The following is a 14,199-nucleotide window of genomic DNA, read 5'->3' as shown; positions in this document are numbered from 1 at the left end:
GGAGCAGCAATTGTTATAAAATTGATTGGGAGAGGCGATAAGGAACTGCCTGCTGCCAATGCACTTTTTTCTATGTAAAATTGCCGTAAAGAAGAGGTAATATTCAGGTTTTGTAGAATAATGTATGGATCATACATTTTTTTTGGAACTTGCATGTCGAATAGGCGTATTGTTGGTTAGTAGGTTCAGAATCGCTGTATTTGGATATTTTTTTAGTAGTGAACCTTATGGAAAGGGGGTGCAAATACAATGGCTATCTCTCTCGTAAAAGGTCAAAAGGTAGATTTAACGAAAGGCAATGCTGGTCTCAGCAAAGTTATCGTTGGTTTAGGCTGGGACCCGGCTCAAACCAAAGGCGGTTTTTTCGGAATGAAAAAAGCGGCTAACGTTGACTGTGACGCATCGGCATTATTGCTTGATGAAAACGGCAAGCTAAGTGGCGAGAAAAATCTCGTTTGTTTCTACAACAAGCAAAGCGGATGCAGCTCGGTCGTTCATACGGGTGATAATATTACAGGTGAGGGCGATGGCGATGATGAGCAAATCATCGTGCAGCTTGATCGTGTTCCTGCTAATATTCACAAAATCCTTTGCGTAGTTAACATTTACGAATGTGAATCCAGACGACAAGATTTTGGCATGATCAAATCTGCCTTTATTCGTATCGTCAACCCTGCGAACAATCAAGAACTGATTCGCTTCAACTTGACGGATGATTATTCAGGCAAAACCGCTCTAGTCGTAGGTGAGCTTTACAGACACAATGGTGAATGGAAGTTTAATGCAATTGGGGAAGGCACTCATGCTGCCCATGTTGATATCCTTGCACGTCAATACCAATAAATTCATGTGAGAAAAGAGGGCTTTTAAAATGGCAATCAGCTTATCCAAAGGACAAAAAATCGATCTCACGAAAACAAACCCAGGTCTTACAAAAATTACAGTAGGTCTAGGCTGGGATACTAATAAATATGACGGCGGAAAAGATTTTGACCTTGATGCTTCTGTATTTTGCTTGAATGCACAAGGCAAAGCGGGTTCTGAATCTGATTTTATTTTCTACAACAACCCAAAAAACACTAACAGCTCCGTTGTTCACACAGGTGACAACCGCACAGGCGCAGGCGATGGCGATGATGAGCAAGTAAACGTTGATCTTTCTGCCGTTCCAGCTGAAACAGACAAAATCGCATTTTGCATCACGATTCATGATGGCGCAGAGCGCAGCCAAAACTTTGGACAAGTATCCAACGCATTCGTTCGTATCGTGGACGAGCAAAGCGGCACAGAGCTTATCCGTTATGATCTTGGAGAAGATTTCTCTGTAGAAACAGCAGTAATCGTTGGTGAACTATATCGTCATTCCGGAGAGTGGAAATTCAGCGCAATCGGAAGCGGCTTCCAAGACGGCCTAGGCGGTCTTGCTCGCAACTTTGGTCTTTCTGCTAGCTAGTCATACTTATCTACCCGTAAAGGGTCGCCAGTGGCGGCCCTTTTTTAAAATATAACAATTTATAAGTAAGTGAACAGCGGAAAGTCGCAGCAGATATCAAAACGGTCTAGTAGGCCTTTGCACTGACTTTGGCGTTCAAACCTAGTCAATTCAAGGAGGAATAGAACGATGTCTATAAATCTTTCCAAAGGTCAACGCATTGATCTTACAAAAACAAACCCAGGCCTTACGAAGGTTGTTCTCGGTCTAGGCTGGGATACGAACAAATATTCAGGCGGCGGAGAAATTGACCTTGATGCAAGCGCGTTTTTGCTTCATCAGGACGGCAAAGCCAAGGACGAGAAGGACTTTGTATTCTACAATGCGCTGATTGCTTATAACGGCGCGGTAGAGCATACGGGCGATAATCGTACCGGTGAGGGTGAAGGTGACGACGAGCAAATCAAAATTGATTTCCAAAAAGTCCCTCCGCACATTCAGCGAATCGGAATTAGCGTTACGATTCATGATGCCGAGTCCAGGCTGCAAAACTTTGGTCAAGTATCCAATGCCTTTGTTCGTCTAGTAGACGAGTCTTCTGGAAGAGAAGTGCTGCGCTATGATCTAGGAGAAGATTTCTCCGTTGAAACAGCGATTGTCTTCTGCGAGTTGTACCGACATGATGCCGATTGGAAGTTCCAAGCGGTAGGTTCAGGTTTCTCGGGCGGACTAGCAGCGCTTTGTCGTAATTACGGGCTTACGGTTTAATTCATCTGGCGTATAGGGTGGCAGTTTGAGGGTTTGTCACCCTATTCTATTATTACCGAAGGGCGGTTTAAGCATGGAGCTGGCATTAATGAAAGGTCAAAAAGCGGATATTACCAAAAATAATCCTTCCATAAAAAACCTTCTAGTTGGCATGGGATGGAACACTGCAGCAGGTGTAGATGTCGATTTTTCGGCTTTTCTATTACGAGCGAATGGAAAAACAGCTGGAGACCAAGATTTGATTTTTTACAGCAATCCTAAGGATGTCAGCGGTTCTATTCAACTGGCAAGCGGCAATAAACGAAGTTTTGCAGGGAAAACGGATACCGAACAAGTATTGATCGCGATTAGCGATGTGCCTCAAACGATTGAACGTATTTCATTTACTTTAACCATTTATGATGGGGAAGCGAAGAGACAAAATTTTTCTAGCGTGAATGATGCCTACATCCGGGTTATTGACGAAGGAACAGGACGCGAAATTTTGCGGTATGATCTTGGAAAAAATTTCTCTATTGAGACTGCGATAGTCGTAGGAGATTTATATAGATATAATGGCGAATGGAAATTCAATGCCATTGGGTCTGGATATTCAGGCGGTCTTGCTGCACTCTGCAATAGCTTTGGTATTGAAGTAAAGGCAGACGCTCCTGCTGAGGCGCCAACTCCAGCACCAGTGAAAGCTCCACTTATTCCACCTAAACCTCCCGCACCAATCGTACCAGAACCAAGCAGTCCGCCAATAAGCCTCAGCAAAATCTCGCTTACCAAACGCGGTGATGTCATCAATTTACAAAAAGGTGCCGGATCACTTGGTGAGATTGTCGTTAATTTGAACTGGAATCAGAAAAAAGCCTCCACTGGTTTTTTTGGCCGTTCAAGCAGCGGTGTAGATCTAGATGTCGGATGTTTGTATGAATTGAAAAATGGTATGAAAGGTTCTGTTCAAGCGCTAGGCAACAGCTTCGGAGATTTTTCGCGAGCGCCGTACGTTTCGCTTGACGGGGATGACCGAACCGGCTCTATTACAACGGGTGAAAATCTTAGAATCAACGGTAATAAAGTTTCTGAGATTAAGAGAATCGTCATATACGCATACATCTATGAAGGAGCTACGAACTGGGCGGAGGCTGCTGGTATTGTAACCATCACACAAACAGGCGGGCCTGATATAGAGGTGCGGATGGACGAGCATAATAATCGCAAGGGTATGTGTGCGATTGCGATGATCGAGAATGTAAATGATCAAACCTTCAGCATTCAGCGGCTCGTGCAATATTTCTCAGGCCATAAAGAGCTTGACGAGGCTTATCGCTGGGGTCTCAGATGGGTACAAGGAAGCAAATAAAGAAAATGCGGAGGTTTAAGAGATGGTCGACTTTTTTCAAAATGTAATAGCCAACTTCGGGAGCTTCTTTCACTGGGACAACTTGTCACAAGTTCTCACCAACCCGACAAACTGGGGAATAATTGCAACACTCGTTCTTTTGGAAGGCTTGTTATCGGCAGATAATGCGCTAGTACTAGCGGTTATGGTAAAGCATTTGCCGAAAGACCAGCAGAAAAAAGCGTTATTCTACGGTATTATTGGTGCCTATATCTTCCGATTTATCGCCATCGGAGTAGGTGTCTATCTCGTACAAATTACATGGATTAAAGTAGCGGGCGGATTGTATCTGTTATGGATTGCGTTAAGCAATCTATTCCATCTGGAATTCAAGCTTGCTCGTGTTGGCAACATTCCATTAATTCCTTACATCGGCAAGAAGGGTAACGACGATGATGCTGAAGTTCAAAATAAAGGCTACGGATTCTGGCGTACGGTACTTGCTGTTGAAATTATGGATATCGCGTTCAGTATCGACAGCGTTCTAGCTGCATTCGGCGTGAGTGAAGAGGTATGGGTTCTGTTCCTCGGCGGTATTCTCGGCGTTCTGATGATGCGTGGCGTTGCTCAAGTATTCCTCAAGTTGATTGACAAGTTCCCTGAGCTTGAGAAAGCGGCGTTTATTCTAATTATCGTAATCGCAGCAAAAATGATTGGCGGAGCGTATGGCTTGCATGTGCCGCACGCTTTGTTCTTCGGTTTAATTATAGCTGTATTCGGTGGTACCCTTCTTTACAGCGCAGCACGTAAGAAAAGAGAATCAAAAGCGGTTTAGATTCGATAATACTCTGTTTATGAAAAATATCCCTCAATGGATCGCGAGGGATATTTTTTCACTCTCAGATTGCTTTACACAACTTTTAGGAGGGATCACTTTGAGGTATTTTAACTATCTTACCAATGAAGAAGAGCAAAATTTCTTTTACTCCCTTCCAACTCAGTTCAATAATTATGCTGACAAAGAAGTTATTGCTCACGCGATTGGTGCGGCGCTCTATATGCCTGCCACCAAGGATAACATAGCAGATGATTTGGTAACCGGAAAACACGAAGGACTCGTGTCTATGGTGATAGACCTTGAAGATGCAGTAGGTGATAATCAAATCGAATTTGCCGAAGAGACGTTGAAGGCAACGTTGATTAAGATTGGCCGTTACATTTCGATTGGTTTGCTCCATGCCGACGATATTCCGCTTATGTTTATAAGAGTACGCTCTGTTGAACAGCTTAAACGACTGCTCTCATTTTTCGGTGAAGAGATTGAATATATTACAGGAATCGTGTTTCCGAAGTTCAACGTGGAGACTGGCGGTGAGTATTTAAAGCTGCTGCATGAATACAACAAGAACAAACACTCAACAAGCTCCACGTTATACGGCATGCCTATTTTGGAAAGCTCTGACGTCATTTATCGCGAGAAAAGAATGGAAACGCTAATGGGCATTTCCCAGCTGCTGAATGAATATAAGGCCTATGTACTGAATGTTCGTATTGGAGCAACAGATTTTTCGAGTTTATTTGGGCTTCGAAGAAGTCCGGATCATACGATCTACGACATCGGCGTCATTCGTGATTGTATTGCGGATATCGTAAATGTTTTTGGACGGATGGATAATCATTATGTGATCTCCGGTCCCGTATGGGAGTACTTTAAGAGTGATCGCGTATTTAAGCCCCAGCTCAGACAAACGCCTTTTGAGGAAAGCATGGGACGACACGGACGGATTTTGCGTATGGATTATATTAATAAGTATGTGGACGGGCTTATTCGCGAGGTCGCAATGGACAAGGAAAATGGGATAATTGGCAAAACCATTATCCATCCTACCCACATTAAGCCTGTACAGTCGATGCTTGTGGTGACGCATGAGGAGTATATGGATGCCCTGCACATTATGGAAAATGAACAAGGCGATTTGGGTGTGATGAAGAGCCGTTATTCGAACAAAATGAATGAGTTTAAGCCGCATATGACATGGGCCAAACGAATATTGTTCAGATCAGACATTTATGGGGTGCTAAATGAAAACCAAAACTTCACCTGCTTGCTCGCAGAAGAACGAGAATCAGCAATCGTTTAATATTATTGGAGATTTAGAGATTGCCATTGAAGTTACAAGTAATACGTTTCATATACCGCTTGAGCAGCTTTTTCAAATGGCAGCCCGAATTAATAAAAAACGCAGTTTTTTATTCGTAAGCAAGGTGCTTGGCAAGCATATTCCTGTTCGCCCGCATGTGTCCTTATTATCGGGTGCGGCACTTGGGCTTTTATATCAGCAATTTAAAGGTGAGAAGCTTCCTATCCAGATGGAGCAGCTGCTGCATGCCTTTGAATCTCCTGAGGCAGCAGGTAAAATCTATGGACAGATGAAGCAAAATAAAATGGTCATAGATGAGAAAACGCTGTTTATCGGTTTTGCGGAAACGGCAACAGCGCTTGGACACAGCATGTTCGATATGTTCGAGGGTAATGCGTCTTTCTTGCACACCACGCGGGAAAAAATTGACTATATGACGTCCTGCATCGATTTTGAGGAAGAGCATTCCCATGCGACTACACATCGCTGCTATGCTGACAATCCAGCTGTATTCGAGAATGCAGAAACAATTGTGCTGGTCGATGATGAGATGACGACCGGGAAAACAGCCATCAATATAATACACGATTTGAATGCCAGGTATGGGAAGAAAAAATATATTGTTGCTAGTTTGCTTGATTGGCGTTCAAACGAGGATATGGAACGTTTTGATGAGCTGGAGCAAGAGCTTGGCATATCGGTGAATTGCTTATCGCTTGTAGCGGGGCGGATATCTGTTAAGGGTAGCCCTATTCAAAATGCTGACAAAACAGCAGAGTTGCAAGCAAACGAGTTGGAGCCTGCCATTAATGTTCTCTATGTGGGCAATCGGTTTGCTAGCCTTCCCTCATTGAATCGAGAAGTTTCCTACCTGAATCATACTGGCCGCTTTGGATTGACGGCTGAAGAAAGCTTGGTGCTTGACGCGGAAGTAGGACAGGCGGCTGCATTCCTCCGAGAACATAGAACAGGCAGCAAGGTGCTTTGCATGGGAACCGGCGAATTCATGTTCATTCCTATGCGCATAGCAGCAGAACTAGGCGATGATGTATGGTATCAATCGAGTACAAGAAGCCCCATTCATCCGGATTCCAGTTCACAATATGCGGTGAATACAGCTTATCCCTTTATTTCCCCTGAGCATGCTGACGTCATGAATTTTATGTACAACATACCGAATGGCTATTATGATGAGATGTTTTTGTTTATGGAGCGCGAGGTTGCAGGAGCACAAATGGAGGAGCTTAATAAGGTGCTTCTCTCCTTAGGAATCCAGCATGTTCATATCGTTTATTTCAGTCGGAAAAAGCTTGCTGGTCCGGCTCCTATCGGGAGCTATAAGCAGGAGGATGTTACTTTTCTGCTAAAAGACCTTAGCGATATTTCGTTAGAGCAGCGAACGGAGGACCGGGAAGCGGCCATGCAAACAGGCGGCCACTATTCGGAAAGCTTGCCGATTGAATATCAGCCTACTGATGAGTATATACAATTGTTTCAAAATACGCTCAGTGATTCGGCCATTCGAATCGCAAGAGCGGTTGGAACGGTTTCCGAGCGAATCATTCAAAAAAATGGATTTGATGTTGTGCTTGCATCCTTAGCGCGAGGCGGTACGCCAATTGGCGTATTAATTAAGCGATATATCAAGCACATGTATGGTATTGAGGTTCCGCATTATAGCCTTTCAATTATTAGAGGCAAAGGCATTGATGAGAATGCGCTGCTGTATATCAATCAGAACCATCCGCATAAACGCGTGCAATTTGTAGATGGCTGGACGGGCAAAGGTGCAATTGCCAAAGTGCTCATAGCAGCTTGCAGCCAGATGAAGCAAAAATATGGCATTGAGCTGAACGATGAGCTTGCGGTGCTCGCAGACCCCGGCTATTGTGCAAGTACGTTCGGGACAAGAGAGGATTTCCTCATTCCAAGCGCTTGCCTTAATTCAACGGTGTCAGGATTAGTCAGCCGGACTGTATTGCGCAGCGATCTTATTGGCGCCGATGATTTTCATGGTGCAAAGTATTATAAGGAGTGGGAGAGCTCTGATCTGTCTCAATTATTTGTGGACACGATTTCTGCTTATTTTGATCAGACAGCGGATGACTCCAAAGCGGAAGCCCTTCAAATGGAAGCAAATCCTGAGGAAAATGAAATGACTTGGCAAGGGATGCAGGATATTGCTCGTATCCAAACTGATTTTGCAATCACTGATATTAATTTCATCAAGCCTGGCGTAGGTGAAACGACTCGTGTTCTTCTGCGCAGAGTCCCTTGGAAAATCCTCGTTGATCGTCTTGATAATCCTAACTTGAAGCATATACTGCTGCTGGCTAAGGACCGTGGTGTACCTGTGGAGGAATATCCAAACATGACCTATTCCTGCTGCGGAATTATTAAGGCGTTGAAGGGGGAGACGGAATGATTTTTGCGAGCGATTTGGACCAAACTTTAATTTATTCCGTAAGATCCAAAGGCGAGATAGAACTTGAAGAAATGATTCCCGTTGAGCGTTATGAGGAAAGATATATTTCTTATATGACCAAGCCGGCGATTCAGAAGCTGCAAGAGCTTGTCGGCATTATGCGATTTGTTCCTGTGACGACGCGAATTCCGGAGCAATACAACCGCATCTTCGCGATAAGAGAACAGTTCCGTCCGGAATATGTGATCGTCAGCAACGGCGGTACCGTTCTCCGTAACGGAGAAATTGATCAGGAGTGGCATAGCTTCGTTCGTGAAGCTGTGAGGGAGCATTGTGCTGAGCATACGGAAATTGCGAGCCTGTTTGCGGAAATTGCTTCTACCCACTGGGTGAAGTCGACGGATCTTTGTGATGAGCTATTTTATTCCATTAAGGTAGAGAGAGATCAGCTGCCGCATGAAACGTTGGAGGAGCTAAAGCCGAAGCTTGCTTCGCTTGGCTGGAGCTTCTCACTTCAAGGCCGTAAAATATATTTGGTTCCAGAGAAGGTAAGCAAGGGAGCGGCCATCCAGTATGTGAAAGAGAAGCTCGCTTCAAATTTCGTATATGCAGCCGGCGACAGCCTGCTCGATGAGAGTCTGCTGCTGGCAGCTGATTATGCCATATCGCCTGTACATGGTGAATTAGGACGATCCTATTCGGCACATCCACATATTCAATTTACACAAGCAAGAGGCGCGCTTGCCTCGGAAGAACTGCTAGACTCCATCTTAGAGCATGCACGAAGATTATAAATGCAATCGCAAAAATATATCTAATCAGATGGAAGAAGGTTTTTATACATGACACGAGTTTATATGAATCGTTGGTTTTCGGTAGCTTACCATTACATTAATATGATTCGGAACAATCCAGACGGCGAGTCGTTTGAGTTTTTTGGCACGCACCCGGATATTAATCATATGTCCTTGCTTGCATCCGATCATATCGGAACAGAGCCTGCTGTTTTTGGACGCGAATACGTAGATTTTTGTGTGGATTTCTGCAAAAGAAACCAAATTGATATTTTCATTCCTCGTTTGCATATGGAGGAAATATCAAGATATGTTCATTTATTTGATGAGATCGGCACGAAGGTTATGGTATGCCGTGATATCGAATTGCTGGACTCCATGATTGAGAAAGATAAATTTTATGAAGCGCTGCAAGGAAAAGATCTCGTGACGATTCCAGACTATCGTGTCGTAAATACAGCAGAACAGTTTAAGCAAGCTTATGAGGAGCTCACAGCTGCTGGTCATAAGGTGTGCTTTAAGCCAACGAAGTCAGAAGGCGGCATGGGTTTCCGGATTATTGATAATGAACGGGACCCGCTGCGTGACCTTTATGGCTATGTAACCCTTTCTACAACATTTGAGCAAGCTTATGAAACGTTGTCATTAACGGAGCATTTTGACACGCTGATGGTGATGGAGCTGCTCGACGGTACGGAGTATAGTATCGATTGTGTGGCATCTGCTGAGGGTGAACTCATTACAGCTATTCCTCGCCGCAAATCAACGGGCAGGACTTATCTATTGGAGGACACGCCGGAGCTGCTGGCGATTGCAGATCGTATTGCGACAAGCCTTCGCATTCCTTATGCCTTTAATATTCAGGTGCGTTACAACCATGGCATACCGAAATTGCTGGAGATCAACCCGCGGATGTCTGGCGGCCTTTATATTACCTGCTTGTCTGGCGTAAATATGCCTTATTTGGCCGTTCAAGCGCTGCAAGGAAAAACGATTGATCCGCCTGATCCGAAGTTTGGTATACAAGCGGGTTATGTAGAGCAGCCTTTGATCATGGAAATGAACAGAGTAGAATAACCGAAGAAAGGGGCGAGAGCCCCTTTTTTTTCATATTGTGCTCATTAATTTGGCACAACATCCTTTTTTTATTTTTTAAAATTGACTTCTATGTACCAATAACGAGATAATTGTAGGAAGAAGACGAGCATAAAGATTAGGTTCAGAAAGCTCATATGGAGGTGCAGCAATGAATGCATTGAAAAAAAACGCAGCCATCGCGATTGGCGTTTATGCAGTCACATTAGTTGTTAATGGGATTACCTCCCCATATATAGCTATGGCGGTTCCCGTGTTCGGTTTGTTAATCGCATTATCATGGAAGCAGCGTCCAAGGAAAGAAATTAATCAGCCAACACGCGAGCCAGAGCTGCAGCAAAATACGCAAAACCCGCCCATACAACAACCCAGTGCAGCTTCAACTGCCCAAGCATCATTGGCTTCAAAGCCAGCTCCTGCAGCTGTCATTCCGCCGCAGGTTCTAGATCCTGAGCTTGCTTCTGCATTAGAATACATCGGAATCATTGAAGATATGATTTTACTCGAAGGCGAGAAAAATAATTTAGACGATGAAATTGTTCAAAAGACGCTGGCATTGCTGTCGCGGCTAAACCGACTAATTCCGGATTTAATGGCGTTAGGAGACTCGAGCATTAATCACAATATTTTGCGATTGGTGCGAAAGGATTTGAATTCGACCATTAATCCATTTCTTCGGCTCAGCGGCGAAGCGAAACGCCAGAATAGGCGGCTTTTGCTTGATGGCATTAAGGATGTAGATTCCAAGCTTACTTTTTATACGAAGACGCTTGAGCAAAAGGATCTTATGGAGCTTCATACAAAGGCTGAGTTAATTCAGCAGCGTTATCGACTTACTGACTAATGAAGGGGGAAATGAACAATGGCGCAACAACTCGTACAATTAAAAAATGAAGATATTCAGAAGCTGGAGCAAGAAGTGCAAAGCACGATGCAGAAGGTAGCGACAACCGATGCTATGCATCTGGATACACTAATGGATGAGATTACGAAAAAAGGCCAGAAGACGCTTGAGCGCTCAAGCCAGACGCTTACGATGCTCGAGAGACCGCTGTCGGATCTCATGTCAGGCAAACGGTCTGAGGTAGCAAACAACATGCTTAAGCTTCGCAGCGAGGTTGAGGATTTGAGCAAAAGCAAGCAGCTCTCACTCGTTCAGAAGCTGCTTCGGAAAGCACCGATGAAGGCTTATATTTATAAATATCAATCTGCCAAGTCTAACGTGCAGGTGATCGTCAAATCGCTCAGAGATGGTCGCGACAACTTGGAAGAGAACGTCATTCACATGAGAAATTTGAAGCGCAGCAGTCTAGACAATGTATATGACCTGCAGCTGCTTGTCGAATATGGCAATCGTCTCAAAAAAATGTTCGAAGAGGAAATTGCTAAGCCCGAGAACGAACACCGGAAAACTTATTTGGAGCGCGGACTTCGCAAGGTTGTAACGAAGCTCCAAACGTATACGGAAATGATCATGCTTTATCAGCAAGCGATTGCCGCAACGGATATTATTAATGATACAAATGATAAGCTGATGGATGCGCTGGACAGCTCAATAGATAAAACCCAGCATCTCATGTCGGTTTCAGTCTTGATTGCGAGTGCGATTGATGACCAGATGAAGGCTATAGAAGCAGTCAATTCAACGAATGAAATGTTAGGCAATCAATTTGCTGAGAACGCGCGTCTTTTGAATGAAACGAGCGAGCGAGCTAATCAAGCATTAACGAAGCCGGCTATGAGCATGGAGCTTGTGGAGCGGGCAATGTCGGATCTCTTCTCCGCGATGGACAAGTACGAGAACTCCAATCGACAAATTATTCAAACGGTATCCCAGCAAACGGAAAAAATGACGCAAATTAATCAAAAGGTTGGACAACGCTTAGGCATTCAAGCGGGTTCTGGAGCTAGTCAAGCGGAGCTTCCTTCTTCAGCAGCCACAGGATTTTTGGAGTAAATCAAAAAAAATAATTAGCAGGACGAGCTCTCCAAGGGCTCGTTTTTTTGCGTTTTTTGAGAAGAAATGACGGATGTCCTACAAGTAATGGCTCATAAAGCATAAAGAAACAGCATAGTCTTAAAGAAAAAACGAGGTGATCATGCTATGATTGGCGAAATTGCCATAGCTGCACTCATTGTCGTCTTAATTGTTGTTGCCAGCTTTGAACGGGCGGAGGATATTTTGAAAGATTTTTAAGCATCGCTGTTTGTGTTCACCTCTGATTTGGTATAATAGGATGAATTATACTGGCTGATCGGAGGTGTTCCAATTGGAGTTTACCTATGAAATTATTTCGGAGTCAAATATTAATGTACGGTTCATCTATGGCGGTGAGTGGTTTACTTTTAATCTGTTCAATCGAGACCAGCAATGGGTCCTTCATCCTTTTGATTCCTCTTTGATTCGCAATAAAGATATGAGCAGGCTTGTCATAGCAGATTTGATCCAGCATAAACCTTTTCAAGTGATGTTAGCGAAAGAAGGCATTCTTCTTTCCGAGCTGAATACGTCCATTCCGCTTGGACAGCAGCAGGAGACAGAGGTGGAGTACGAAGCGCTTCCTCGTATAGGGCGCGGTTCGGACCTGATCTTTGACGAAGAGCGTTCTTCCAAGCCAGAAGAAATCAATATCGAACAGTTAATTGAAGAAAATGACCTGGAGGATCTTATTCGGCTCGAATTACAAATGATTGAATCGCGTCAAAATCTTTATAATCAAATATTGCACCGAATGTTCATGGCTGATCTAGGTCCAACCGACCCGGAATTCCAGAAAATTCAACAAATTGTCAAAACATATGGGGAAGCGAAAACAAGGCTCCAAACGATACAATAACGGAGTCACTTCCTGTATAATAGAAGCACTGAATGGTTCTGGAGGAGATTAGGTTGGCACAGCTTTATTACAAATATGGAACAATGAATAGCGGTAAATCTTTCGAAATCATTAAAGTGGCTCACAATTATGAAGAGCAGGGCAAGCAGGTTCTTATTTATTCACCATCGGTAAGTGCAAGAGGCGGGGTGGATCGTGTAGGTTCTCGTGTAGGGTTCGAGCGGGAGTCCATTCCGGTTCAAGAGGATACGAACCTTTTTGAAAGTGTGAAAAGCTTCGTTGCAGGAGATGCACCATCCAAAATTTATTGCGTACTCATAGATGAGGCGCAGTTTTTGAAGAAACATCATATTTTGGAGCTTACACAAGTTGTGGATGAGCTTAACATCCCGGTAATGGCGTTTGGACTCAAAAATGATTTTCAAAATCAATTATTTGAGGGCAGCTACAACTTGCTCGTGCAGGCGGATAAAATTGAAGAGATTAAAACCATTTGCTGGTTCTGTGATCGGAAAGCAACGATGGTTATACGCTATAATGACGGACAGCCGATGAATGCAGGTGCGCAAATCCAGATTGGCGGCAACGAGGATTATAAGCCTGTATGCAGACGCTGCTATAATGAAGCTTTTCGCAATGCGTAAGCAGGGGTAATAACAATACAAAAGAACCTCCAGATCCACTGTTGCAGTGGCTTTGGAGGTTCTTTTGTTTGGTTTGCTATTAAAGACTGAATTCACTTGGATTAAGTCCAAGGGTATTGCAGATGTCACGCACAGCAGCTTGTTCCTTCATATCGAAATCGCCGTCTGCTGCTCCGATTGCGCTGCACACACCAACGATTACACGAGCAACGTCTGGTTTGCTGCGGAATTTGGCAATCGCTTTAAGCGCCTCTTGCTTGCCAATCATCGCGTCAAACTCCATATTGCCTACAAAGTGATTGAAACGGTTAATCACATCACTCATATCAAAAACTTTTAATTCTTCGCTGCGGCCTATGTAGCCGGCCATTTTTTGTTTTTCATTGGAGTCGACGGAACCGTCTGCTGCTGCTACAATCGCACAGCCAGCTACTACCGCATCTAGGAAATCTTTATTTTTGAATTTTTTGACCTGATCGGTTAGTCCTTGCTTACTTGTTTGCAGCCATGATTTGAAAGAGCTCATTTAGCTCAGCCTCCTAGGGTGAATTTAATCTTATTATTCTATTGTAGATTTAATTGGGGTCATTTAGCAAATTTTGCGGTAAATTGTCTGTTTATGCTATTAGATTAGATCGTTGAATGAGAAGGAAATAGGATGAACGATAGAAGGAAAGACGATGTATTTTTGAAATCGATTACATTATACAAAAAACAACGCACATCATCTTAAAAA

General features: G+C 43.8%; 14 protein-coding genes and 1 pseudogene. 14 read left to right on the top strand and 1 reads right to left on the bottom strand.

The features are described 5' to 3' along the window. The first annotated feature begins 249 nt into the window (after positions 1–249). The 14 genes and pseudogenes from AC1DOV_RS24050 (at position 250) to AC1DOV_RS23985 (ending at position 13,463) form a co-directional block, all read left to right on the top strand. The gene (locus AC1DOV_RS24050; RefSeq protein WP_076267380.1) at positions 250–843 is read left to right on the top strand and encodes a TerD family protein; all 594 of its coding nucleotides are present in this window, start codon (positions 250–252) and stop codon (positions 841–843) included. A 28-nt stretch (positions 844–871) separates the two neighbouring features. Continuing rightward, positions 872–1,453, top strand: a complete 582-nt coding sequence (locus AC1DOV_RS24045; protein ID WP_339205093.1) for a TerD family protein — start codon at positions 872–874, stop codon at positions 1,451–1,453. Between the two features lie 168 nt (positions 1,454–1,621). Then, a complete protein-coding gene (locus AC1DOV_RS24040; RefSeq protein ID WP_076267378.1) occupies positions 1,622–2,200 on the top strand; it encodes a TerD family protein in 579 nt (192 codons plus the stop codon). 73 nt (positions 2,201–2,273) lie between these two features. Next, entirely contained in the window at positions 2,274–3,548 is a 1,275-nt protein-coding gene (locus AC1DOV_RS24035; protein ID WP_477509939.1) for a TerD family protein, read from the top strand. A 22-nt stretch (positions 3,549–3,570) separates the two neighbouring features. Further along, the gene (locus AC1DOV_RS24030) at positions 3,571–4,362 is read left to right on the top strand and encodes a TerC family protein (protein ID WP_076267376.1); all 792 of its coding nucleotides are present in this window, start codon (positions 3,571–3,573) and stop codon (positions 4,360–4,362) included. A gap of 100 nt (positions 4,363–4,462) precedes the next feature. Further along, entirely contained in the window at positions 4,463–5,668 is a 1,206-nt protein-coding gene (locus AC1DOV_RS24025) for an HpcH/HpaI aldolase/citrate lyase family protein (RefSeq protein WP_477551266.1), read from the top strand. Continuing rightward, a pseudogene (locus AC1DOV_RS24020) lies at positions 5,610–6,911 on the top strand (phosphoribosyltransferase family protein); the annotation flags it as partial. The gene AC1DOV_RS24025 and the pseudogene AC1DOV_RS24020, both read left to right, overlap by 59 nt. A 27-nt stretch (positions 6,912–6,938) precedes the next feature. Continuing rightward, complete coding sequence (locus AC1DOV_RS24015; protein WP_477551278.1) at positions 6,939–8,093, top strand: cysteine protease StiP family protein; 1,155 nt, start codon at positions 6,939–6,941, stop codon at positions 8,091–8,093. Further along, complete coding sequence (locus tag AC1DOV_RS24010) at positions 8,090–8,887, top strand: HAD family hydrolase (protein WP_477551265.1); 798 nt, start codon at positions 8,090–8,092, stop codon at positions 8,885–8,887. Before AC1DOV_RS24015 ends, AC1DOV_RS24010 begins: the two co-directional genes overlap by 4 nt. Before the next feature lie 48 nt (positions 8,888–8,935). Further along, the gene (locus tag AC1DOV_RS24005; RefSeq protein WP_477551264.1) at positions 8,936–9,964 is read left to right on the top strand and encodes an ATP-grasp domain-containing protein; all 1,029 of its coding nucleotides are present in this window, start codon (positions 8,936–8,938) and stop codon (positions 9,962–9,964) included. 169 nt (positions 9,965–10,133) lie between these two features. Beyond that, a complete protein-coding gene (locus AC1DOV_RS24000) occupies positions 10,134–10,826 on the top strand; it encodes a hypothetical protein (protein ID WP_477551263.1) in 693 nt (230 codons plus the stop codon). 18 nt (positions 10,827–10,844) lie between these two features. Beyond that, positions 10,845–11,939, top strand: coding sequence for a toxic anion resistance protein (locus tag AC1DOV_RS23995; RefSeq protein ID WP_477551262.1), 1,095 nt, complete (start codon positions 10,845–10,847; stop codon positions 11,937–11,939). 313 nt (positions 11,940–12,252) lie between these two features. Continuing rightward, complete coding sequence (locus AC1DOV_RS23990) at positions 12,253–12,819, top strand: hypothetical protein (RefSeq protein WP_477551261.1); 567 nt, start codon at positions 12,253–12,255, stop codon at positions 12,817–12,819. A gap of 53 nt (positions 12,820–12,872) precedes the next feature. Continuing rightward, positions 12,873–13,463: a thymidine kinase gene (locus AC1DOV_RS23985; RefSeq protein WP_477551260.1), complete on the top strand. Its 591-nt coding sequence runs from the start codon at positions 12,873–12,875 to the stop codon at positions 13,461–13,463. Positions 13,464–13,542: 79 nt separating this feature from the next. Here the strand turns inward: AC1DOV_RS23985 and AC1DOV_RS23980 are convergent, their stop codons facing one another. Next, positions 13,543–13,989 carry a tellurite resistance TerB family protein gene (locus tag AC1DOV_RS23980; protein ID WP_441912013.1) on the bottom strand — a complete coding sequence of 149 codons (447 nt, stop codon included), beginning with the start codon at positions 13,987–13,989 and terminating at the stop codon, positions 13,543–13,545. Between the last annotated feature and the right edge of the window lie 210 nt (positions 13,990–14,199).

The organism is Paenibacillus sp. 01T47 (assembly GCF_056398245.1).
The sequence above is the reverse complement of the archived record's forward strand: the minus strand, read 5'-3'. Positions and strand labels throughout refer to the sequence as shown.

Coding starts and splice junctions, on each gene's coding strand:
- AC1DOV_RS24030 (WP_076267376.1), top strand. CDS start 3,571: ATGGTCGACTTTTTTCAAAATGTAATAGCCAACTTCGGGAGCTTCTTT.
- AC1DOV_RS24005 (WP_477551264.1), top strand. CDS start 8,936: ATGACACGAGTTTATATGAATCGTTGGTTTTCGGTAGCTTACCATTAC.
- AC1DOV_RS24010 (WP_477551265.1), top strand. CDS start 8,090: ATGATTTTTGCGAGCGATTTGGACCAAACTTTAATTTATTCCGTAAGA.
- AC1DOV_RS24045 (WP_339205093.1), top strand. CDS start 872: ATGGCAATCAGCTTATCCAAAGGACAAAAAATCGATCTCACGAAAACA.
- AC1DOV_RS23980 (WP_441912013.1), bottom strand. CDS start 13,989: ATGAGCTCTTTCAAATCATGGCTGCAAACAAGTAAGCAAGGACTAACC.
- AC1DOV_RS24000 (WP_477551263.1), top strand. CDS start 10,134: ATGAATGCATTGAAAAAAAACGCAGCCATCGCGATTGGCGTTTATGCA.
- AC1DOV_RS24050 (WP_076267380.1), top strand. CDS start 250: ATGGCTATCTCTCTCGTAAAAGGTCAAAAGGTAGATTTAACGAAAGGC.
- AC1DOV_RS23995 (WP_477551262.1), top strand. CDS start 10,845: ATGGCGCAACAACTCGTACAATTAAAAAATGAAGATATTCAGAAGCTG.
- AC1DOV_RS24040 (WP_076267378.1), top strand. CDS start 1,622: ATGTCTATAAATCTTTCCAAAGGTCAACGCATTGATCTTACAAAAACA.
- AC1DOV_RS24035 (WP_477509939.1), top strand. CDS start 2,274: ATGGAGCTGGCATTAATGAAAGGTCAAAAAGCGGATATTACCAAAAAT.